General features: G+C 75.8%; 23 protein-coding genes. 7 read left to right on the top strand and 16 right to left on the bottom strand.

Translation table 11 applies throughout. The annotated features are described in order from the left end of the window. Nucleotides 1–75: 75 nt before the first annotated feature. The 3 genes from WCD58_RS17045 (at nucleotide 76) to WCD58_RS17035 (ending at nucleotide 2,176) form a co-directional block, all read left to right on the top strand. Nucleotides 76–1,236: a TIGR02678 family protein gene (locus WCD58_RS17045; protein WP_337704248.1), complete on the top strand. Its 1,161-nt coding sequence runs from the start codon at nucleotides 76–78 to the stop codon at nucleotides 1,234–1,236. Nucleotides 1,237–1,329: 93 nt separating this feature from the next. Then, nucleotides 1,330–1,713, top strand: coding sequence for an ArsR/SmtB family transcription factor (locus WCD58_RS17040; protein WP_337704247.1), 384 nt, complete (start codon nucleotides 1,330–1,332; stop codon nucleotides 1,711–1,713). Next, on the top strand, nucleotides 1,694–2,176 hold the full coding sequence (locus WCD58_RS17035; protein ID WP_337704246.1) for an SRPBCC domain-containing protein: 483 nt from the start codon (nucleotides 1,694–1,696) through the stop codon (nucleotides 2,174–2,176). The genes WCD58_RS17040 and WCD58_RS17035 overlap by 20 nt, the downstream gene beginning before the upstream one ends. Here the strand turns inward: WCD58_RS17035 and WCD58_RS17030 are convergent. Together WCD58_RS17030 and WCD58_RS17025 are read right to left on the bottom strand one after the other, a co-directional pair. Then, entirely contained in the window at nucleotides 2,161–2,943 is a 783-nt protein-coding gene (locus WCD58_RS17030; RefSeq protein WP_337704245.1) for an EI24 domain-containing protein, read from the bottom strand. The two genes, WCD58_RS17035 and WCD58_RS17030, sit on opposite strands and share 16 nt — an antisense overlap. Before the next feature lie 18 nt (nucleotides 2,944–2,961). Then, nucleotides 2,962–3,831, bottom strand: a complete 870-nt coding sequence (locus WCD58_RS17025; protein ID WP_337704244.1) for a LysR family transcriptional regulator — start codon at nucleotides 3,829–3,831, stop codon at nucleotides 2,962–2,964. A 70-nt stretch (nucleotides 3,832–3,901) separates the two neighbouring features. Between WCD58_RS17025 and WCD58_RS17020 the strand changes: the two genes are divergently transcribed. Together WCD58_RS17020 and WCD58_RS17015 are read left to right on the top strand one after the other, a co-directional pair. After that, nucleotides 3,902–4,249, top strand: a complete 348-nt coding sequence (locus WCD58_RS17020; RefSeq protein ID WP_337704243.1) for a nuclear transport factor 2 family protein — start codon at nucleotides 3,902–3,904, stop codon at nucleotides 4,247–4,249. 44 nt (nucleotides 4,250–4,293) lie between these two features. After that, nucleotides 4,294–5,181: an ABC transporter substrate-binding protein gene (locus WCD58_RS17015; protein WP_337704242.1), complete on the top strand. Its 888-nt coding sequence runs from the start codon at nucleotides 4,294–4,296 to the stop codon at nucleotides 5,179–5,181. Here the strand turns inward: WCD58_RS17015 and soxR are convergent. Genes soxR through WCD58_RS16995 form a run of 4 tightly spaced genes read right to left on the bottom strand, consistent with a single transcriptional unit; the run spans nucleotide 5,174 to nucleotide 7,818 of the window. Beyond that, nucleotides 5,174–5,638: a redox-sensitive transcriptional activator SoxR gene (soxR, locus tag WCD58_RS17010; protein WP_337704241.1), complete on the bottom strand. Its 465-nt coding sequence runs from the start codon at nucleotides 5,636–5,638 to the stop codon at nucleotides 5,174–5,176. The two genes, WCD58_RS17015 and soxR, sit on opposite strands and share 8 nt — an antisense overlap. Then, nucleotides 5,635–6,183 (bottom strand): NADPH-dependent FMN reductase, encoded by a 549-nt coding sequence (locus tag WCD58_RS17005; RefSeq protein ID WP_337704240.1) that lies wholly within the window; start codon nucleotides 6,181–6,183, stop codon nucleotides 5,635–5,637. The genes soxR and WCD58_RS17005 overlap by 4 nt, the downstream gene beginning before the upstream one ends. A 29-nt stretch (nucleotides 6,184–6,212) precedes the next feature. Continuing rightward, complete coding sequence (locus WCD58_RS17000; protein ID WP_337704239.1) at nucleotides 6,213–6,614, bottom strand: hypothetical protein; 402 nt, start codon at nucleotides 6,612–6,614, stop codon at nucleotides 6,213–6,215. A gap of 16 nt (nucleotides 6,615–6,630) precedes the next feature. Continuing rightward, on the bottom strand, nucleotides 6,631–7,818 hold the full coding sequence (locus WCD58_RS16995) for a DUF2786 domain-containing protein (RefSeq protein WP_337704238.1): 1,188 nt from the start codon (nucleotides 7,816–7,818) through the stop codon (nucleotides 6,631–6,633). 185 nt (nucleotides 7,819–8,003) lie between these two features. Here WCD58_RS16995 and WCD58_RS16990 point away from each other — a divergent pair, with 185 nt between their 5' ends. Continuing rightward, nucleotides 8,004–12,620 (top strand): PDDEXK-like endonuclease domain-containing protein, encoded by a 4,617-nt coding sequence (locus WCD58_RS16990; RefSeq protein WP_337704237.1) that lies wholly within the window; start codon nucleotides 8,004–8,006, stop codon nucleotides 12,618–12,620. Between the two features lie 75 nt (nucleotides 12,621–12,695). Here the strand turns inward: WCD58_RS16990 and WCD58_RS16985 are convergent, their stop codons facing one another. The 8 genes from WCD58_RS16985 to WCD58_RS16950 all read right to left on the bottom strand — a co-directional run bounded on the left by WCD58_RS16985 (nucleotide 12,696) and on the right by WCD58_RS16950 (nucleotide 17,901). Further along, a complete protein-coding gene (locus WCD58_RS16985; protein WP_337704236.1) occupies nucleotides 12,696–13,370 on the bottom strand; it encodes a hypothetical protein in 675 nt (224 codons plus the stop codon). 110 nt (nucleotides 13,371–13,480) lie between these two features. After that, nucleotides 13,481–14,545, bottom strand: a complete 1,065-nt coding sequence (locus WCD58_RS16980; protein ID WP_337704235.1) for an EcsC family protein — start codon at nucleotides 14,543–14,545, stop codon at nucleotides 13,481–13,483. A gap of 34 nt (nucleotides 14,546–14,579) precedes the next feature. Continuing rightward, entirely contained in the window at nucleotides 14,580–15,164 is a 585-nt protein-coding gene (locus WCD58_RS16975; protein ID WP_337704234.1) for a nucleoside/nucleotide kinase family protein, read from the bottom strand. After that, on the bottom strand, nucleotides 15,161–15,697 hold the full coding sequence (locus tag WCD58_RS16970) for a DUF3558 domain-containing protein (protein ID WP_337704267.1): 537 nt from the start codon (nucleotides 15,695–15,697) through the stop codon (nucleotides 15,161–15,163). Before WCD58_RS16970 ends, WCD58_RS16975 begins: the two co-directional genes overlap by 4 nt. Nucleotides 15,698–15,735: 38 nt before the next feature. Continuing rightward, nucleotides 15,736–16,146, bottom strand: a complete 411-nt coding sequence (locus tag WCD58_RS16965; protein WP_337704233.1) for a hypothetical protein — start codon at nucleotides 16,144–16,146, stop codon at nucleotides 15,736–15,738. Between the two features lie 157 nt (nucleotides 16,147–16,303). After that, entirely contained in the window at nucleotides 16,304–17,035 is a 732-nt protein-coding gene (locus WCD58_RS16960) for a uracil-DNA glycosylase (protein WP_337704232.1), read from the bottom strand. Then, nucleotides 17,035–17,448 carry a nitroreductase family deazaflavin-dependent oxidoreductase gene (locus tag WCD58_RS16955; protein WP_337704231.1) on the bottom strand — a complete coding sequence of 138 codons (414 nt, stop codon included), beginning with the start codon at nucleotides 17,446–17,448 and terminating at the stop codon, nucleotides 17,035–17,037. The genes WCD58_RS16960 and WCD58_RS16955 overlap by 1 nt, the downstream gene beginning before the upstream one ends. A gap of 12 nt (nucleotides 17,449–17,460) precedes the next feature. Further along, nucleotides 17,461–17,901: a DUF3293 domain-containing protein gene (locus WCD58_RS16950; protein ID WP_337704230.1), complete on the bottom strand. Its 441-nt coding sequence runs from the start codon at nucleotides 17,899–17,901 to the stop codon at nucleotides 17,461–17,463. Nucleotides 17,902–18,002: 101 nt separating this feature from the next. Between WCD58_RS16950 and WCD58_RS16945 the strand changes: the two genes are divergently transcribed. Continuing rightward, nucleotides 18,003–18,701 carry a hypothetical protein gene (locus WCD58_RS16945; protein ID WP_337704229.1) on the top strand — a complete coding sequence of 233 codons (699 nt, stop codon included), beginning with the start codon at nucleotides 18,003–18,005 and terminating at the stop codon, nucleotides 18,699–18,701. Between the two features lie 4 nt (nucleotides 18,702–18,705). On the opposite strand, the gene WCD58_RS16940 is transcribed toward WCD58_RS16945, so the two are convergent. Together WCD58_RS16940 and WCD58_RS16935 are read right to left on the bottom strand one after the other, a co-directional pair. Continuing rightward, nucleotides 18,706–19,944, bottom strand: coding sequence for a sigma-70 RNA polymerase sigma factor region 4 domain-containing protein (locus WCD58_RS16940; protein WP_337704228.1), 1,239 nt, complete (start codon nucleotides 19,942–19,944; stop codon nucleotides 18,706–18,708). Then, on the bottom strand, nucleotides 19,941–20,765 hold the full coding sequence (locus WCD58_RS16935; RefSeq protein ID WP_337704227.1) for a hypothetical protein: 825 nt from the start codon (nucleotides 20,763–20,765) through the stop codon (nucleotides 19,941–19,943). The genes WCD58_RS16940 and WCD58_RS16935 overlap by 4 nt, the downstream gene beginning before the upstream one ends. Nucleotides 20,766–20,882: the final 117 nt, after the last annotated feature.

The following is a 20,882-nucleotide window of genomic DNA, read 5'->3' as shown; positions in this document are numbered from 1 at the left end:
GTCCGGGAACGAACGGCGCTCTCGTTTCGCCAGTAGCAGCGAAAGCGCCGTTCGTTCGTCGGGTGGGGGCCCACGGTGACGGCCGCGCGGAGCGATCCGCAGCGCGACGGCGAGCTCGTCACCGCGACGCGGGCGCTGCTGACGCGGCCGTGGCGCACCGTCGAGCAGGACCCCGAGGTCGTCGCGCTGGTCCGGCGGCACGCCGACGCGCTGGACGCGTGGTTCACCCAGGAGCTCAACTACCGCCTCGTGGTCACGGCGGACACGGCGCGCCTGGTCAAGGTCGGGCACGTGCCCACCGACCGGCCGCTGCGCACGATCTCCACGACGCCGCGTGCCTTCACGCCCGCCGAGTACACCGCGCTCGCGCTGGTGCTGGCGGCGACGACGTCGGGACCCGACCGCACGAGCCTGCGCGACCTCGTCAACGGCGTGCACTCCGCGGCCGCCGAGGCCGGGATCGTCATGGACACCGACACGGCGTCGCGCCGGGCGCTGGTCACGGCGCTGCGCTGGCTGATCGCGCACGGGATGGTCCGCGAGCTCGACCGCGGGGTCGGCCTCTACGAGCACGACGCCGACGCGGACGCGCTGCTCGAGGTCCGCAACGACCGGATGGCGCTGCTGCCGACCGGGGCGGTGGTCGGCGCCGAGTCGGCCGACGACCTGCTCGTCCGGGCCCGCGAGCGGGGGTCGGCGTCGACGGCGGCCCGGCGGCGGCTCGTTGAGGACCCCGCGGTGCTCGCCGGCGACCTCGATCCCGCGCGGTTCGCCGAGCTCCGCCGCCACGCCGGCGACGAGGCCCGGCGGATCGAGGCGCGCACCGGGCTCGTGGTGGAGGCGCGCGAGGAGGGCTTCGCCGCGCTCGACGTCGACGGCGGCTGCTCCGACATCGCGTTCCCCGGCAGCGGCACCGTGGCGCACGCGGCGTTGTTGCTGGTCAGCGAGCTGATCTACCAGTTCCGGCCGGCCGAGGACCCGGACCCGATCCCGTGGCCGTCGGTGCGCGAGGTGCTCGCGGAGCTGGTCGGCGAGTACGGGCGGTACTGGTCCAAGGCCGCGATCGCCGACGCCGAGCGGTTCGCCGCCGACGTGGTGGGCCTGCTCGAGGCGATGCGTCTCGTGGCGCGCGAGGCCGAGGGCTCCCTGCGCGTCCTGCCCGCGGCCGCCCGCTACGCCCCGGCGGTCACGGTGGCGGAAGGCGACGACGAGGACGAGCAGCCGACGCTGCTGTAGCTGTCAGCGACGTGGCGTCGCTGACGTTGAACGTCCGTAACGCCACGCGCTCGACCAATGGGTAACTGGACGGTTAATGAAAGCTCTGGTTACATGAGCGGCGTGCTGCCCCTCGAAGCGCTCGCCGACCCGGTCCGCCGGGCCATCGTCGAGCGCCTCGCGGGCGGGGAGGTCGGGGCGGGCGAGATCGCTGCCGACTTCCCGGTCAGCCGCCCCGCGATCAGCCGCCACCTGCGCGTGCTGCGCGAGGCGGGGCTCGTCACGTCACGGGTCGCCGGCCAGCACCGGATCTACGCCCTCGACCGCCGCCCGCTGGCCGAGCTCGACGCGTGGCTGGGGCGCTTCCGGCCCCTCGCGCCCCTCGCACCACCGGGCCCCGCGAGCCGCCTCGACGCCCTCGACACCGAAATGCACCGCGGGCGGCGCGCCCGACGACTCGACGACCCAGGAGAGACCGATGACCACGCCGCCGGCTGAGATCCGCACCGACCCCGACGGCGCCACCACGGCCGTCTGGCGCCGCGAGTACCCCGACCCCGTCGAGGACGTCTGGGCCGCGATCACCGAGTCCGAGCGGCTCGGGCGCTGGATCGGCACGTGGACCGGCGAGCCGCGCGTCGGCGGCACGGTCTCGTTCACGCTGACCGGCGAGGTCGACGCGGGCGGCGAGGTCGACGAGCCCACCGACGTGCTGATCCTCGCCTGCGACCCGCCGCGCCACCTCGTCGTCGAGTTCCCGGCACCCGACGAGCAGTCCTGGCACCTCGACCTCACCGTCGAGGCCCACGAGAAGGGCGCCGTCCTCGTCTTCGCGCAGCGCCTCGTCGAGGGCGTGACGCCGGCGGACATCGACGCCGGCTGGCGCTGGTACCTCGACCGCCTCGGCGCCAGCCTCGCCGGCACCCCCATGCCCGACTGGGCCGCCTACGCGCCGGCCTGAGTGCCACGCGGTGCCGGGCGCACCGGATCCGTCGGCTCCCCGCGCAGTTCGCGGGCGAGCAGGGTCGCGGCGGCCGAGGCCGCGGGGATCGCCAGGACCGCGACGAACGGGATCGCCGCGAGCAGGTAGGTCGGGATGCCGACGCCCCAGGTCGCCAGGCGGCGGGTGCGCAGGAGCCGACGGCGCGCGCCGAAATCGAGGCCCCGGCGCTGCAGGGCCGGCGCGGTCAGCTCGATCATCAGCAGCCGCCCGCCGACCAGCGCCGCGGCCACGGGCGCGAGCACCGGCCCGACGACGGGCACGAAGCCCAGCACGAACAGCGGGATCGCGGCGAGCACCGAGAGCCCGATGAGCAGCACACCGTCCCGCACCCCGCGTCCCACCGAGCGCACCCACGACGGCTCCACCACGCCCGGCACCGGGCCCACGCTCTCGTCGACGATCTCGGCGAGCTTCTCGTAGAACGGGCCGCCGACCGCGAGCGTCACGGCGACGAAGGTGACGACGGCGACCGCCGCGCCGGCGGCCACCACGGCCGCGCCCGCCGCGATCCTCGCCCCGGTCCGCAGCGTCTCGGACCACCCGTCGGCGAACGGCGTCAGCGCCGCCGCGATGTCGGGCAACCATGCGATCAGCGTGCCCAGCGCCGCGAGGTAGAGCACCGACACGATCAACGCGGGGATCGCGCCGAGCAGCAGCGGACGCGGGGTGCGCAGCACCGTCACCGCGCCGCGCACGAACAGCCGGAGCCCCAGCACCAGGTCCACGGCGGGGATTGTCCCGGTTCAGGCGATCCAGGCCCGCGCCCGCTCGACCAGGGCGCGTGCCGCGGGGCTCAGCGGGGCGTCGCGACGGCGGGCGAGGTCGATCTGCGCCCGCACCTCGGGGGTGATCGGCACCGCGCGGACGTCGTCGCGGTGGGCGACCGCCGGGGACGGGACCACGGCCACCCCGAGGCCCTGCAGCGCGAGGTCGACGAGCACCGGCGGCGAGCCCGCCTCGAGCGCCGGGTGCAGCGTCACCCCGCTGTCGGCGGCCGCGCGGTCGAGCGCCGCCCGCACACCGGCGCCGACGGGCAGCGCGATCAGCGTGTGGTCGGCGAGCTCGGCCACGGTGACGGTGTCGCCGAGCGGGCCGTCCGGCGGGACCGCGGCGACCAGGGGGACGTCGAGGACCACGTCGACGTCGAGGTCGGCGGGCGGGGCGCCGGCGCGCCCGACCCAGGCGAGGTCGAGGTCGTGGCTGCGCAGGCCCTCGAGCAGCGCGTCGGTCGCGGCCTCGACCAGCCGGATCTCGACGCCGGGGTGCTCGCGGTGGAAGTCGCCGAGCAGGCCGGGGAGGTCGATCACCCCGCCGCCGCGCACCATCCCGACCGACACCCGTCCGCGGATCAGGCCGGCGAGCTCGTCGGCCGTGTCGCGGACCCCGGTGACGGCGGCCAGCGCCGCCCGCGCGTGCGGCAGCACCGCCTCGCCGGCCGGGGTCAGGCGCACCCCGCGCGCCGACCGGTCGAACAGCAGCTGCCCGAGCTCGCGCTCCAGCCGGGCGATCTGCGCGCTGATGCCGGGCTGGGCGACGTGCTCGCGGGCCGCCGCTCGCGTGAACCCGCCCTCCTCGGCGACCGCGACGAGGTAGCGCAGCTGGTGCAGCTCCATCAGCACACGTTATCGCGGCGAGTCCTGTCAGCTCTTCGACTTCTGGTTCGTCGCGACCCAGGCTGGACGCATGCGCACCCCCGCCGAGACCATGACCGCCTACTTCGAGGGCTGGCGGCGCCACGACGCCGAGTCGCTGCGCGACGTCCTCGCCGACGACGTCGTCTTCGACGGCCCGATGGGCCACGTCGAGGGCGTCGACGACAACGTCACGAGCCTGCACGGGCTGCTGAGCATCGTCACCGCCGTGGACGTCAAGCACGTCTTCGTCGACGGCCCCGACGTCTGCACCGTCTACGAACTGCACACCACCGAGACCGACGCCCCGATGCTCACGGTCAACTCGGCCCACGTCGTCGACGGCCGCGCCCGCACCATCCGCGCGATCTTCGACCCGCGCCCGCTCCTGGGTATGTGAGTACTTTCCGGGCCTATCGGCCCGGAAAGTGCTCACATAGGGGCATGCGGATCGCGTCGCTGCTGCCCGCGGCCACGGAGATCGTCGGCGCGCTGGGGCTCGCCGACGACCTCGTGGCCGTCACCTTCGAGTGCGACCGGCCCGAGGGCATCCGCGCCACGCGCCCGGTCGTCGTCGACACCGCGCTGCCGGCCGGCCTGACACCCGGCGAGATCGATCGGATCGTCCGCGAGCGCGCCGCCCGGGACCTCCCGCAGTACGACCTCGACCGCGAGGCCCTGCGCGACGCCGCGCCGGACCTCGTGCTCACCCAGGACCTGTGCCGGGTGTGCGCGCTGCCGGCGAGCACCGTCGCCGACGCGCTGGACGCCCTCGACCTCGACGCCACCGTGCTCACCGTCGACCCCCACACCCTCGACGAGGTCCTCGACGCCATCGCCGGCGTCGCGACGGCCGCCGGGGCACCGGACGCGGGCACGGTGCTGCTCGAGACGCTGCAGGACCGGCTCGCGACCGTCGACCGCGCCGTGGCGGGGATGCCCCGCCCCCGCGTCCTCGCCCTCGAGTGGGTCGACCCGCCGTTCCTGCCCGGCCACTGGGTGCCCGCGATGGTCCGCCGCGCGGGCGGGGAGCCGATCGCGGGGATCGACGGCGGCCGCAGCGTCGCGACGACGTGGGAGCAGATCGCCGAAGACCAGGACCCCGACCTCGTCCTCGTCGCCCCCTGCGGGTTCGGGCTCGCCGACGCCGTGGCCCAGGCGAGCGCGGTGCGCGGGCAGCTGCCGAACACCCCGATCGTCGCCGTCGACTCCGCGTCCTACGTCGTGCGCGCCGGCCCGCGGCTGGTCGACGGCATCGAGGCGATCGCGCACGCCCTGCACCCCGACGCGGTCCCGGCGCCGCCGCCCGGGCGGATCACCGTGCTCAGCTGACCAGCTTGCGCGGTCCCGGCCCGTCGGCGGCGAGACGGTCGTGGGGGTTGGCGAGGCCGCAGCGGTCGAGCGAGAGGCACCCGCAGCCGATGCAGCCGGTGAAGTCGTCGCGCAGCTGCTGGAGCCGGCGGATGCGGTCGTCGAGCTCCTCGCGCCACTGCGCGGAGAGCCGCTCCCAGTCCTGGCGGTTCGGCGTGCGCCCGTCGGGCAGGCCGTCGAGCGCGGCACGGATCTCCGCGAGTGGGATCCCGACGCGCTGGGCGATGCGGATGAACGACAGCCGCCGGAGCACCTCGCGGCGGAAGCGGCGCTGGTTGCCGGGGGTGCGGCGGCTGTGGATCAGGCCCTCGCGCTCGTAGAAGTGCAGCGCGGAGATCGCGACCCCGCTGCGCTCGGCGACCTCGCCGACCGACAGCTCCTGGCCGGGGTAGGGACGAGGGTGGTCGTGGTCGGTCATGCCGGGCTCCCCGTCGCGTGCTCGATCCGGGCGCGGCGCAGGGTCCGGGCCCACCACGCGAGCGCGTCGAGCAGCACGGTGGCGGCGGCGTCGGCGACCTCCTCGCGCGGGCGCCCGGTGGCGTCGAAGGCCGCCGCGGCGCCGTGGAAGCTGACGGTGTCGCGCAGCCCGACGGCGTGCAGCTCGGCGAGGACCGGGCGCAGGTGCTCGACGGCCCGCAGCCCGCCGGAGAGCCCGCCGTAGGCGACGAACCCGACGGGCTTGTCGCGCCACTCGCCCCCGCTCGCGTCGAGGGCGGTCTTCAGGGGCCCGGGGAAGCTGTGGTTGTACTCGGGCGTCACGATCACGACGGCGTCCGCGGCGCCGATCCGCTCGGCGAAGCCGGCGTCGAGGCCGGTCTCGATCAGGTCGACGTCGTCCACGGAGAACTCGGGGCGCCGGCGCGCGTGCGCGGCGAACCACGCGGCGACGACCGGCCCGAAGCGCCCGTCACGGACGCTGCCGGTGACCACCGCGAGCCGGATCGGGTCTGCTGACTCGGTCATGGGAGCGAACGTAGGACCTCGACCATTGTTCAGGTCAAGGACGCGAGCAGGCGGACGGTCGCGACGGCCGCCTCCTCGGTGCGCACGCCCGTGCGCTCCGCCCACGCCGACACGGTCTCGCCGCCGGCCAGGGCAGCCCCGAGGTCGTCGGAGACGCCGTCCGGGGAGACCTCCGCCGTCACCACGTCGCACGCCGCCAGCACCCGCTCGCGGCGCCGCGCGAGGTGCTCGGCGAGCACGCGGCGCAGCTCGGTGAGCGCGCCCTCGTCACCGCCCGCGAGGTCGGCCGCCGCCCGGCGCAGCAGCGCCTGCAGGGTCTCGGGAGGCAGGCCCGGAGCGTCCGGCTTCTCGGGACCGGAGGGCTGCGACCGGCCCCGCTTGGCGTCGCGACGCCGCTGCTTCTCGGCGCGACGATCGCGGTTGCCGGCCATCGGCACATCCTCGCCCCTACCGGTCGGCGAGCGCGTCGCGGCCCGGGGTGAGGCTGGCGGCGTCCGCCGCGGCGCGCCCGGCGGCCCAGCCGTCGCCGTTGCCGACGCTGAACCGCCGGCGGGTCAGGCGGGGGAAGAGCTCGCCGACCGTTCGCTCGACGACCTCCGCCCGCGCGGCGAGCACCGGCAGCAGCCCCTCGCCCAGCTCGGCGCGCGCGTGCGCCTGCGCCTCGTGCGCGGCGGCGGTGAGGCGCTCGCCGATGCGGGTGGCGTACGCGAGCAGGAAGGCGTGGCGGAACGAGCGCGTCCGCGACCGGGGCACCGACCCGTCGTCGGCGGCCAGCATGGCCCGGTCGGCCTGGACCAGCAGGGACGTCACCAGCAGCTCCACGGTCGCGAGGTCGGCGGCGTGCCCGATCACCGTGACCATGTCGAGCGCGGCCAGGCTCACCGCCCGGCACCGGTTGGCGCTCGCCACCTGGTGCACGAGGCTGGACTTGGCGCTCGCGTAGGGCGGGTCGAGCCATAGCCGCCGGGCGGCCGCCCGCGGCGCGGACTCGGCGGGCCCCGCGACCACGGCCTGCTCGAGCGCGTGCCGGCCCATCAGCTCCTGGGCCTTGGCGGACAGCGCCTCGGCCTCCTCGGGGAACTCGGTGGACTCGGCCTTCGCCAGCAACCCCCGCACGCGCGCGAGCACCCGGGCGTCGACCCCCTCGGGCGCCCGCTGCTCCTCGCCCAGCCAGGGCAGCGTCGGCAGCGAGCGGAGCAGGCCCACCAGGGCGACGCTCGCGGTCAGCGCGTCGTCGGGATCGAGCCCGCGCACCGAGCTCCACTGCGCGACCAGCGGCACGTCGCGCGCCGGGGGCTCCGCGCCCAGCGCGGCGAGGTCGGCGTCGAGGGACGCGTCGCCGCGCGGCCGGCGTGCGGCCGCCGCGCTGAGCACGTCGACCGCCAGCACCACCCGCCCGGCGGACAGCCGCCGGCGCACCACCTCGGTGACGTCGCGCGGACCCCACCCCCGTGCGTGCAGCGCGTCCGCCGCGTCGAGCAGCGCCAGCTCCGCACCCGCCAGCAGCGCCCGCGACGTGCCGTAGCGCGCCCGCAGGACGCCCGCGACCTGCTCGCCGCGCCCGCCGGCCGCCGCCAGCCCGGCCAGGAAGCGCGCGGCCTCCTGCGGGTCGTCCGTCCCCGTCCTCGTCACCATCCGCCCTCCCTGCCCGCGTCCGTCACGGGGTTCGACGGCCCCGGACCCCGCACGGTTCCACCGGATTCCCGGTCGGTTCCCCCGGACGTGACCCCGTCGGACCCGGGCGCGCGTGGTCGGCCCGGGGACGGGATGCGATTGTGGTCCGTCGCAGCGGGGGCGGCGCACAGGGAAGGAGCGTGGTCGTGGTGCCGCAGGAGCCGGTCGGGAGCCCGACCGCGCGCCCGGACGCCGCGGCCCGCGCGAACGGCACCGCTGAGCACGGCGCCGCTGAGAACGGCGTCACCCCGAACCACCCCGAGCACGACCCCGCCCTCCGCGACCGGGTCCAGCGCTTCGTGGGGGTCCTGCGCCGCGTGGCCCTCGCCCGCGCCCGCCCGGTGCGCCACACCCGCCACCACGTCGGCGAGCTGCCCCTGGTCGAGGTCGCCGACCAGTCCGCGGTCCGCCGCCCCCGCGAGGCCGGCGACGAGGTCCTGCGCGCGCCGGCCGAGGGCCCGATGCGCGCGACGTTCGACACGCTGTTCGACCTCATGCGCGCCGCCGCCGACCAGCCCGAGTCCGTCGAGCTGGTGCTGGCCGGCGGCCTGCTGCACGCCCCCGACCAGGACGTGCGCGTGCACCTGCTCGCCCGCCCGGTGCGCATCGAGCACGACGGGGACGACATGGTCGTCACCCTCGCCGGCGACGCCACCGCCTGGGAGGACGAGGAGCTCCTCGCGGGCACCGGGCTCATGGACGACGCGGCGGGAGCAGTCGACGCCCCCGCCTCGCCCCTCGACCCGGACCTCGTCGACGTCCTCGCCGGCTGGGCCGACCGCCGCCTGCGGGTCGAGCACACGCGAGGCGACGACTGGATCGGCCCCACCGGGCCCGGCACCGTCCTCGTGCCCGCGCCGACGCTCGTCGCGCGCCGCCGCGGGGCCGCCGCGCTGCGCACCTTCTACGACGCCATGGTCGAGGACCTGGTGGACGAGAGCCGGCCCCTGCCCGTCGGCCTCGCCCAGCTCGTCGCGGCCATCGAGCCCGCGGACCGCGCCTCCTGGCTCGCGCGGACCGGCCACGACGACCCGCCCGTCACCGACCCGCTCTTCCCGCTCCCGGTGGGGGCAGCGCAGGGCCGCATCCTCGGGCGCCTGGGTCGCGACTCCGGCGTCGTCGTCGAGGGGCCGCCGGGCACCGGCAAGACCCACACGATCGCCAACCTGCTCTGCGCCCTGCTCGCCGAGGGCCGCCGCGTGCTCGTGACCAGCGAGAAGGCGCAGGCGCTGCGGGTGCTGCGCGACAAGCTGCCCTCCGAGATGCGCGACCTGTGCATCTCGCTGGCCGACGGCGACGACGAGCCGGGCATCGCCGGGCTCGCCGCACGCAGCACCGAGTTCGACCCCGACGAGGCCGACCAGGCCGTCGCGGACCTCGTCGAGCGCCGCGACGGGCTGCTCGCCGAGCGCGAGGCGGCGCTCGACGCCCTGGTCGCCGAGCGCGCCGCCGAGACCACCGTCCAGCGCGACCTCGGCCCGGGCATGACCGGGACGCGCGCCGAGATCGTCCGGCGGCTGCAGGCGGCCCACGAGCGCGACGGGTGGCTCGCCGACGTCGTCGGCCCCGACGTCGACCTCCCCGCGACCCCACCCCTGTCGACCGCCGAGTTCCGCGCGCTGCGCACCCTGCTCGCGAGCGAGACCCCGGAACGCCGCGAGCGCACCCGGCTGGTGCTGCCCCAGCCGGTGGAGCTGCCGCCCGAGGAGCACGTCGCCGAGCTCGCCGCCGCCGTCCTGCGCGGGCTGGACGCCACCTCGGGCGACGTCGGCGACATCGTCGCCGCGCTGGGCGGCCTGCCCCCCGACGCGGCCGCCCATCTGCCCGGGGTGAGCCGCCGGGTCGCCGACGCGCTCGCCGAGCTGGGGGAGACCGGGGACGAGGCCGAATGGGCGCACGGGGTCGCCGACGCCGTGCTCTCCGGGCGCGCCGGGCACCTGTGGGCTCGCGCGACCGACGGGCTGCGCGCCGTCGACGCGGTGCTCGAGCACGACCGCCGCGCCGGCTCGGCGCAGGTCCGCGTCGAGGACGGCGTGGACGTGGCCGACGCCGCGCCGGCCTTCGAGCGCTTCGCGACGTTCCTCGCCGACGGCGGCACGACCCGGCGGATGTTCAAGCCCGAGGAGCAGAAGGCCGTCGAGCCCTTCCTCGCCGGCATCCACCTCCACGGTGCCGACGCGGCCACCGTCAACGGGGCCTCCGCGATCGCCCACCACCTGCGCATCCTCGAGATCACCGACCGGCTCTCCGAGGCCTTCGGCCCGCTCGGGCACCCACTGCGCCGTGCCGAGCACCGCGCGCTGCTCGTCGAGCAGGTCCTGGCCCTGCGCGCGACGTGCCTGGCGGTGGGCCGGGTGCTGACGGCGGCGACGGGGGTGCGCCGCCTGCTCGCCGCGCTGCCGCCCGCCGAGCGCCCGCGGGTCGACTCGCTCGCCCGCCTGCGCGTGCTCACCACGCTGACGCTGGACGTCGACGACACCCGCGCGGCCGAGCTCGCGCGCGGCGAGCTCGACGAGGTCCTCGAGCGGGTCCAGGCCGGTGTGCCGCCGGCACGCCAGGCCCCGGAGCTCGTCGCGGTGCTCGACGCCCTGCGCCGTCGCGACCCCGACGCCTACACCGACGCCGTGCTCGCCGTCGAGACCGCGCACGCCGAGTCCCGCGACCAGCGGCGCGCCGACACCATCGCGAACCGCCTCGACAAGGCCGCGCCCGGCGCCGCGGCGCTGCTCCGCGCGCACGCGTCCGAGCCGTGGCCCGACCGCGAGGAGCGCTTCGAGCAGGCGTGGGCCTACGCGCGGGCCGCCGCCCGGGTGCGGCAGTGGGCGGCCGCGGAGGACGCCCCCGACCGGCTCGCCGACCTCGACGTCGAGCTCGCCGGCCTGACCGCCCGGCTCGCGGCGGCGAAGGCGTGGCGGGCGTCGTTGACCCGGATCACCGCCGAGCAGATGCGCGCGCTGCAGAGCCACCGCGCTTCGGTCTCCGCGATCGGGCGGGGCACCGGGCGCCACGCCGACCGCTACCGCGCCGCGGCCCGCGAGGCCGTGGAGGTGGCCCGCGACGCCGTCCCGGCCTGGGTGATGCCGATCCGCGAGGTGCTGTCCGTGGTCGAGCCCCGCCCCGACGCGTTCGACGTCGTGATCGTCGACGAGGCCAGCCAGGCCGATCTGACCAGCCTGTTCCTGCTCTGGCTCGCGCCGCGGGTGATCGTCGTCGGCGACGACCGGCAGTGCACCCCCGCCGGCGTTGGCGTCGGCTCGCTCGAGCCGGCGTTCGCACGGCTGGAGACCGACCTGCCCGAGGTGCCCTTCTACCTGCGCAGCCAGTTCACGCCGCGGGCCAGCGTGTTCTCGGTGTTCCGCGCGACGTTCGGGCCGCCGATCCGGCTGCGCGAGCACTTCCGCTCGATGCCCGAGATCGTCGGCTGGTCGTCGCGGGAGTTCTACAGCGGGCCGGGGGAGGGCGACTCGCCGCTCGTCCCGCTGCGCCAGTTCGGCGCCGACCGGCTCCCGCCGCTGCGCGCGACGTTCGTGCCGGACGCCGCGGTGCGCGGGCAGGGGTCGTCGCTGGCCAACGACGCCGAGGCGGCCGCGCTGGCCGACGCGGTGGCGCGCTGCGCGGACGACCCGGCCTACGCCGGCGCGACGTTCGGGGTGGTCGTGCTGCAGGGCCACGGTCAGGTCGAGCTGATCGAGGGCCTGCTGCGCGAGCGGCTCGGCGTCGACGAGTGGGAGGCGCGCCGGCTGCGGGTCGGCGTCGCCGCGGACTTCCAGGGCGACGAGCGCGACGTCGTGTGGCTCTCGATGGTCGTGGCGCCGGGCCACCGGCTCGTGGCGCTGACCGCCGAGCGCTACCGGCAGGCGTTCAACGTCGCCGCCTCGCGGGCCCGCGACCAGATGTGGCTGTTCCACTCGGTCGGCGTCGACGACCTCGCCGAGGCCGACCTGCGCCGCAAGCTCCTCGAGCACGTCACCGCCGTCGAACCGGTCGGCTCGGCCGGCGCGCCCGAGAACCGGCCGGCGCCCGCCGAGGTCGACCGCGAGCACCGCCACCCCGCCTTCGGGAGCCTGTTCGCGCAGCGGATGTTCGCCGACCTCTCCGAGCGGGGCTTCGCGGTGGTCCCGCAGGTCGAGGTGCACGGGCGCACGCTCGACCTCGTCGTCACCGGCGCGACCGGCCGGCTCGCGGTGCTCTGCGACGGCGACGAGCAGCGCCGCGCCGTGACCCGCGCCGACGTCGAGGCCGAGCACGACCTGCGCCGCTGCGGCTGGCCGGTCGTGCGGATCGCCGAGTCCCGCTACGTCGACGACCCCGAGGGCGCGCTGACCCCCGTGCTCGCCGCCGCCTCCACCGCCGGGATCACCCCGCAGGCGCCGACCGGTCCCCTCGCGGTCGTCGAGTCCGCGCCCGGCGACGGCGGGGAGTACCGGCCCCGGCGCGGCCGCTCCGGGCGGGCGACCATCGGTGCCGCGGTGACCGAGACCCTCGACGACCTCGTGGCCGACCTCGCCGCCCAGGGCTTCCCGCCCCCGCGCCGCGACGCGCGCGTGCACGACCCCCGCGGCGGCGGCGTGCTCTCCGACGCCGCCGCCCTCTGGCCGACCGGGATCAGCCGCCGGGCCCTCGCCCCGCCGGTGGTGCTCGACCCCGACGTCGCCGACCCGGCCCGCGCCCGCCTCCGCGAGCTCGGCTACCAGGTGCTCACGTCCGTCGCCGACGTCCGCGCCCACCTCGCGGAATCCTCGGAGCGGTCCTCGGAGCGCTGAGGTGCGTGTGGCGGTGTTTCAGCGTGGCGGCCACGCTGACGTTCATCGTCAGGAAATCCGCCACGATCACCGAGGTCAGGCCACCGCGAGCGTCCGTTCGCTCAGGTACCGCGCCCGGTAGTGCCGCTCGGCGTCGTCGACGACGCGCGCCAGCAGCCGCGCCCCGAGGAACGCGCCGAGCGCCGCGTCGAGCACCGGTCCCACCGCGGGCACGAAGCGCACCAGCTCGGTCGGCCCGCGGTGCACCGACAGGCGCATGACCACGAGCCCGGCGAGGTGCCGGTGGTCGCCCTCGCCCGCCCCGCCCAGCGTCGTCGCGACGAGGGCGAGCACCGCGGTCCGGTCCTCGTCCGTGCGCGCCGCGAAGCCGTAGCTCGCCCCGACGTGCGACACCGCGCGCACGCAGGTCGCGGTCGTCAGCAGGCTGTCGATGCCCAGGGCGCCGAGCAGGCCCACCACGGGCGCCCACCGCCCCACACCGAGGACGCCGCTCAGCAGGCCGGTCGCCCCCGCCTGCACCGCGCCCACCGTCGCGTAGATCCGCCCGAAGGCGGGCCGCGCGTCGAGGACGTCCTCGTCGACGGCCGGCTCGTCCGTGGGCTCGCGCCCGAGCACGACACGGGCGGGGTCGAGCGTCGCGTGCCCCAGCCACTCCCCGGCGGCTCCGGCCGCGGACGCCAGATCCGCAGGCCGCGGCAGGGTGCGCAGCCACCCGCTGGCCGGGCCCACGAGAGCGAGGAAGGCGGTCATCGGCGCCGACGCTAGGTCGGCCGGACGGGGGCCGGAGATCCGTGACCTTCCCGGTCGGTGGCCGCCCGATGAACGCCGGGTGGACGCTGCGCCGTTCGGGTGCCGGCGGGTCAGGCGCCGGCGAAGATCTCGTCGCCTTCGTCGTCCATGTCGTCGCCGCCGTCGTCGGGCTCGCCGTCGACGTAGGGCGCGTAGCGCGCCGGATCGAAGGGCAGCTCGACGCCGAAGGGCAGCTCGTACTTGTCGTGCAGGAAGCGCTCGCGGTAGAGGTGCTCGGCGGTGTCGACCACCTTGGCGAGCAGCCGCGCCGACAGCACCGCGCCCACCCCGACGCCGAGCACCGGCACGAGCTGGGCGAGCTCGCGCTGCCCGATCTGGCTCAGCAGCCGCTGGTAGACGGCCTGCCCGAGGCGCTTGATCTGCACCTGCTGCTGCTTGCGCTTCTGGTTCTCCTCGCTCTTCGCGGTGATCAGCTCGGAGAGGTCCTGGTACGCCTGCGGCGCATCGTCGTCCGATGACAGCCCGACGGCGAGGACCGCCAGGGCGATGATCTGCTCGGACCGCTTGGTGACGTCGTACCCGTGGTAGGCGGCGACGTGGGCGACGGCGCGGGTGCACGACGCCACGGTGAGCAGCGTGTCGCCGGTGAGCGCCGCGGCCAGCACCGCGATGCCCGGCAGGCTGCCGAGACCGGCGGCGCCCGTCCCGCCGGCGGCCACCGTCACGCCCGTCGTGGTGAGGACTCCCGTGACGCCGCCCTGGACGCCGGCGAACACCGTGTAGCCGAGGTCGAGCCGCGGCATCGCCGCCTCGATGTCGGCGATGTCGAGGTCCCGGATGTCCTTGAAGTCGGTGACGTCGTGGCCCCGCGCGCGGAAGTCCGCGAACACCCCGTCGCGGCGCAGTGTCGCGGCGCCCGCACCGGCGCCGGCCGCGGCCAGCTGGTGGAGCGCGGACTGCACGCCGTCGTCGACCTGCGAGACCCCCGGCACGCGCCGCAGGAACGACGTGACCTCCTCGCGGACCCCGGCGATGCCGTTGAGGACGGGGCTGAAGATGCCGGACGAGCTCTGGATCGACCGGTCCTTCCACTGCACGACCTCGCGCCAGCGCTCCGCGTCGCTGGGGGAGACGTCCGGCGTCGGAGCTGCGGGATCGTCCGTCGTCGTGCTCACGGACGGACGGTACCCACCGGGAGCACACACAGTCTCATCCGCGACGAGATGACGGCGTTTCCACCGACCCGTCGGTGTGACGGCGAACGACGACGTCGGCGGCCTCCGGGAGGCCCTCCTGCTGCGCGAGCGCCTGTTCGGTGCGCCGCCACGCGTCGCGGTGCGGGGCGTAGAGCGGCCAGTCCTCCCGGGTGCGGAGCCGGCCCTCCCGCTCGTGCGGGTCCGCGTCGACCCACACCGTGAGCGCCTCGTGCTCCCGCAACACTCGCGCTCCCGCGCCGCACCCCTCGAGCACCACGACGCGCGTGGTCAGCGGCCGCTCGCGCTCCGGGCCCTCGGTGTCGTGCTCCCAGTCCCACGCCCGCCACCGCGGGGTCTCGCCGCGACGCAGCGGGTCGGCAAGGCCCGCCACGGCCCGCGCCGGACCGTCCGCGAGCCCGGCCCAGCCGAGATAGAACTCCTCGATCGAGACGACGGTGATGCCCTCGTGCTCGCCGAGGTCCTCGGCCAGCGCCGTCTTCCCGGCGCCGGAGAAGCCGTCGATCCCGACGAGCACCGTCGCGCCGACCGACGGCGCGAGGGAGATCAGGTGCCGGGCGAACGAATCGAGTGCGGTCACTTCTGTGCTTGCTCCGGCAAGTTGGCGAGCACTGCTTCCGTGGCTCGAACTGCCGTGTCACACGGAGGGCTCGGCTCAGCTCCGAACTCGGTGACGGAGACGTCGACAGCCTGTCCGATGCCGGCTCCGGTCGTGACGGTGCAGCTCAAGGCACCCCGGGTCGTCTGTTGGGCCGTCGCCGGCAGACCTGCGATGACGATCGGCTCGAAGTACTGGTACATCGCCCGAGACCGATACGTGTCGACGAGAAGGTCGCGGTTCGGGTAGAGAGCCACCGAGACCTCGTGACTGAAGCCAGGACCCTCCCAGACACACGCCGTGCCCACAGTCAGCTGATCGATGCGACCCCTCGGCTCGAGCTGGAGAGCTCGAAGCTGCGACTCGGTGAGAGCACCGCACGGCTGTTGCGCACGAGTCTGCACCTCGAGCGATCGTGATGGGAGCGGCGCTCCGAACCGGTCCGGAGCCGCTGGTTGGCCTGAGACCTCGGGAGCCGGATCGGTCGGCCCGCTGGTCGAACACGCACCGATCATCAGGAGCATCGACAGCGCGACCGCTGCTCCACCCCGACTCACTGCGCCCTCAAGGCTGCCTCGTTCTGCTCGTCGGCTCCGCGGTAGTCCGCCAGAGCCTTCTGCAAGGCGGCGATCATGCCGTTGACCTGCATGATGCCGCTGTCCAATGCTTGAGTGAACGATCCGTTGCCGCCCACCGCCGAGGCACGGAGCTGATCATTCGCATCCCGCGTGACCAGGTCCTGGGTCGGAGGAGTGACACGTCCGAGCTCTTCGGCCTCGCGTCGGATCTCCACGAGCTCCCGAGCGGCCTCCTCCAGCTCCCGGATCGCCTGCGGCGCCTGGTCGAGGTCGACGGTGAACATTCCCCCACCGACTGCCGGGGGTCGGTAGCGCGGCACGACGCCGCCGTCGGGGAGCGTGATGGGCGAGTCCGCCTGCAGCGGAGGAGGCAGGGGTTCGGTCATCTCGCCGTCCTTCCGCTCACCGGGCCGTCGCGCGCCGACGGTAGCGAGATCCACGCCGCCGTAGGGGCCGGACGGGAAGACCCGGTCCGCTTCGACGAAAATGCTTCGAATTTCGAAGCATTCCCCCAGAAGCGACGACCTCCCCGCCCGGAAGACGTCAGAACGGCCGTCTCCGGCCGGCCGGGCCTCCCGCCGCCGGACGCACCTTCTCCCCGCGGGCACGCTGGCCGGCCAGCCGCATCGCCTCGACGATCAGGTCGCTGTTGCCGCGCCCCGACGCGGCGTCGACCCGCGGATAGACCAACGGACTGGGATGCGGCGCCCGCGCCACCGTCGCCCCGTGCAACCTCTCCGGCAGCCCGGCGCGCACCAGCCGGTCCCAGGCCCGTGACGCCGGCTTGCCCAGCAGCACCACCTCGGTCGGCGCCGGGTCCAGCAGCTCGAGCAGCGCGCCGAGATACGGCTGGGCCCGCTTGGCCTCCTTCTCCAGCGTGCGCACCGGCTTGGCCGGGTTGGCGACCCACCACGGCACGACGTTCCAGTGCAGCGAGATGTCGTAGCCGAGCTTGGCGCGATCCGCGGCGATGTAGGTGTTGTGGGCCGTGGGGTCGTTGTTGTGCCTGCTGACGAACCCCGAGCCCTCCTCCGCCTCGCCCGACGGGTCCTGGAGCAGCACGAGCACGCGCGCCCCCTGACCGGCGCTCGCCGGGTCGAAGTAGGGGAGGTTCTCGTAGGTCGTCTCCCGGACGTGGTCGACCCAGCGGTTGAGCTCGCCGACCGTGCCGTCGTAGCGCTGCGCCCAGCGCTCGGCGTGCACGTCGGGGGCGAGATCGCGGCTGAGCAGCTCGCCGCGCCTGTCGGCGAGCTTGTTCCACACCGGGCGTGTCATCAGACCTTCTCGAGCAGCACGACCGGGATGACGCGGTCGGTCTTGGCCTCGTACCCGGCGAACCCCGGGTAGTCCTGCTTCTGCTGCTCCCAGATCGGCTCGCGCTCGTCGGCGGGCAGGTCGCGGGCCCGGAGCGCCACGGTGTCGGCGCCGATCTCCGCGCTGACGTCGGGGTTCGCCACGAGGTTGTGGTACCAGGCGGGGTGGACGTCCATGCCGGCGTACGAGGCGAAGACCGCGTAGCCGTCACCCACGCGCTGGTACATCATCGGGGTCACGCGCTCGGTGCCCGTCTTCCGGCCGGTGTGGTGCAGCAACAGCAACGGCGCGCCCTCGAACTGGCCGCCGACGCGGCCCTCGTTGGCGCGGAACTCCTCGATGATCTGCTGATTCCAGTCGCTCACGGGATCCATCCTGCCCCGTGCTCAGGGCGCGGACCCGATCTCCCAGCCGAGATCGACCGACGGGGACGAGTCGCACGCGAGCACCGTCCAGGCGGTGCTGCTCCAGCGGAACACGGCGTCCTGACCCCACGCCGCGCCCAGGGCGCAGGCGGCGACGTCGTCGAGCCCGGCGACGAGCGCGCCCTCCTCGGCGTGCGAGCCGTCCTCGCCGCCGGCCACGCTCCGCCAGTGCCGCACGCCCCGCGCGTCGAGCTCCGCCTCGAGCCGGGCCTGCCGGGCCGCGTTCTCGGCAGGGCCGGGTCGCTCGGCGCCCGGGTTGTGCGCGGTGACGACGTGGACGGGCGCGTCGAAGGGGAAGGTGCCGGACACCTGCCCCGCCGGGCGCGGGCGCAGGGTCAGCGCGAGGTCCGGGACGCGCAGGACCGCGCGCGTGTAGTCCTCGGTGCGCGCCTCTCGGGTCATCGCGTCGCATTCTGCCGCCCGAGTTGTCCACAGGCCCGAACCCGAGGGAACCGATCGGACCTCCCGGCTCTCCAACCCCGTAGAGAGCCGAGGAGGCAGACATGGCGAAACCCGCACGGGCGCGGCGGAAGAGGGAACGGACGGTGGCCGGGCGCCACCACGAGGACACCGGGGATCTCGTGCGCCGCACGCTCGGTCGACGGGCGGGACGCGGGGAGCCCCGGGACGGCGACGTGACCGTCCAGCTCCTGCCGCACCTCATCGCGTCCGGGGAGATGTCGGCGGTCGTCGTCGGCCGGGAGATCGAGGTGGCGCCGGCGATCTACACCGCGGGGCACCTGCCGGCGCTCTCGGAGCGCGAGACGTGGACCGTCGACGAGTTCGGGTGCTTCGACGGCCGCGGCGCGCTGATCACGGCACCGCTCGAGAACGGGGGGTGCAGCTGCCGGGTGGACGTCCTCGACGTCGACGGGCGTCTCTTCCCGGTCAACTGGGCCGCGTCGGTACCGGGGGACGGGCGGTTGTGGGTCGAGGGCGCCCTCTACCTCGACCCGGAGCTCGCCTCGGGGACCGAGCACGGTGAGGCGGTGGCGCTGTGCCGCCGGCGCTACCTGGTGCGCGAGATCCGCCGCTACCGCCGCACCGCCTACCGGCCGGCCGATCCGGTGCGCCTCGACGCGGTACCCGCGCCCGATGACGTCAACGACGACGCGGTCTACGTGGCCGATCTCCGGCTCGTCGACGACGTCGCGGCGCCGTCACTGGCGGCCGAGGGGGTGGTCGACCGGAGCCCCGGCTAGCGGGTCAGCGACCGCCGCCCCGAGGGCCGCCGCGGTCGCCGCCCCGGTCGCTGCGGCCACCGCCCCGGCCGGCCTCGGCACGGTCGCGATCGCCGTCGCCCCGGCCCCGCTGCGAGGCGTTGGCGCGCGGCGGCGGCGGGTCGTTGCGGGTCGGCTCGGCGGAGGGCGAGCCCGACGAGGAGGTCGGCGGTGCGGACGACGAGGGCGTCGACGACGGCGACGCGGTGGAGCTGGACGACGACGGCGACGCCGAGCCACCGCCCGGCGCCCCACCGCCGGACCCGCCGGCACTCCCACCGCCGACGGCCGGACCGCCGCCGGCGACGGGCGCGCCGCCACCCGCCACTGAGCCGCCGGACCCACCCGCGCCGACCCCCGGCGCGACGCCGAGCGCCGGCGCGGGCGCACTCGCGGCGGCGAGCGACGGAGGTGCTGCCGACCCGCCGGGCGACCCCGTCGCTGCGCCGGGCAGGCCGAGGTCGTCGGTCCCGCCGGCAGCCGGCGCCGGCGCGGCCGGGACACCCGGGCCGACGCCGGGTCCGGGGATCACCGCGCCCAGAGCGGGCGCCGGTCCGGTGCCCGCCGCAGGTCCGGCGGAGTCGCCCGTGAAGCCGGGGAGGTCGACGCCGTTCGCGGTCGCGGCCGCCACGCCCAGGGCCGCCACGGAGGCGGCCGCGAGGCAGGCGGCGGCGATCGGGAGGCGGCGGTCCCGCGGCTCGTCGAGCGGCGGGGTCGTGGCCGGCCCGGACCGTGGCACGGGGGAGGGCACGGGGGACGGCACCGGCGAGGGGGACGGAGCAGGCGCGGCAACGGACGCAGCCAGGGCCACCGCGCGCGACCGGTCCGTCGCCGTCGGCAGCTCCGCGCGCGGACCGAGCGCCGCGATCTCGCGGGCCGCGACCACGCCCGGGCTCGTGACGCCGGAGGGCACGCCGAGGAGGTGGGCGAAGGCGAGCGCGCCGTGGACCAGGCGGCGCTCGACGACGTCGACCGGAGCGCCGTCGAGGGCCGCGATCTCGTGCGGGTCCATGCCGTGGGACCAGCGCAGGACCAGAGCCCGGCGCTGCACCGACGGCAGACCGTCGAGGGCCTGCTGAGCAGGGGAGACGGTCGCTGCGGTGGCGGGGGCGACCGGCGCCATGACGACGGTCTGATCGGTCGTGCCGGCGCGGGCGAACCCGCCCGCCCGCCCGGGCACGATCAGCGCGCCGTACCCCGGGGGCGCCGCCCGCCCCGCGGTCACGACTGCCCGGCGTCGTCGATCCGCGCGCCGTGGTCGCCGTGCACCGGGTGGACCGCGGTGTTCGCCTCCGACGCCGCGGCGGCGACGGCGAGGTGGCGCTGGCCGTCGCGGTTCGGGAGCTGGCCGGAGAGCGACTCGAGCAGCCGGCCGAGGTCCGTGCGCACGCCGTCGTGCAGGCCCTTGAGGCGCTGGAGCTCGTTCTCGGCCTCGGTGTGGCGGCGGCGGATGATCGCCTCGGTGTCGTCGCGGCGGCGCTGGGCCTCGGCCTCGGCCTCGCGGGTGATCTGCTCGGCGCCCATGCGGGCCTCGGCGAGCGTCTGCTCGGCCTCCTCGCGGGACGCGGACGCCTGCTCGTCGAGCTCGCGCTCGCGCTCGTCGAGGTCGGCGCGCCGGCGCGAGGCCTCCTCGTCGAGGGAGGCGCGCCGCGCGGACAGGTTCTGCTCGATCTCCTGGCGGTGCGCGTCCGCCTCCTTGCGCGTGCGCTCCATCAGCGCCGAGGCCTCGCGCGCCGCGGTGGCGCGGGCGTTCGCGGCCTCCTGCTCGGCGACCCGCAGCACGCGCTCGACGCGGTGCCCGAAGCCGTTCTGCACCACGGCCTCTGCCTGGCTCTCGCCGTCGGACGAGCGCTCGGCGCGGTTCCGCACACGGGTCAGCTCCGACTCGGCCTCGTCGGCCCGCTGTTGTTCCTGCCGGTGGGCGTGCTCGAGCACCTCGACGCGCGACAGCAGCGCCTGGACGTGCCCGTCGACCTGGTTCGGGTTGTAACCCCGCTTCGTCAGGTCGAAGACATTGGTCTGAGTGACATCACCCGACTGGCTCACAAGGCGGACACTAGCTCACCCGTTCGCGCGGTATCACCCCCATCCGAAACATACCGGTGACCTGATCGTGATGGTTCGTGAACCACAAACGTGCCGTTCATCGCTGATTCGGCTGAC

The organism is Actinomycetospora flava (assembly GCF_037400335.1).
In the GTDB taxonomy this organism is placed as follows: Bacteria; Actinomycetota; Actinomycetes; order Mycobacteriales; family Pseudonocardiaceae; genus Actinomycetospora; species Actinomycetospora flava.
This window is presented reverse-complemented; position numbering and strand designations above follow the sequence as displayed.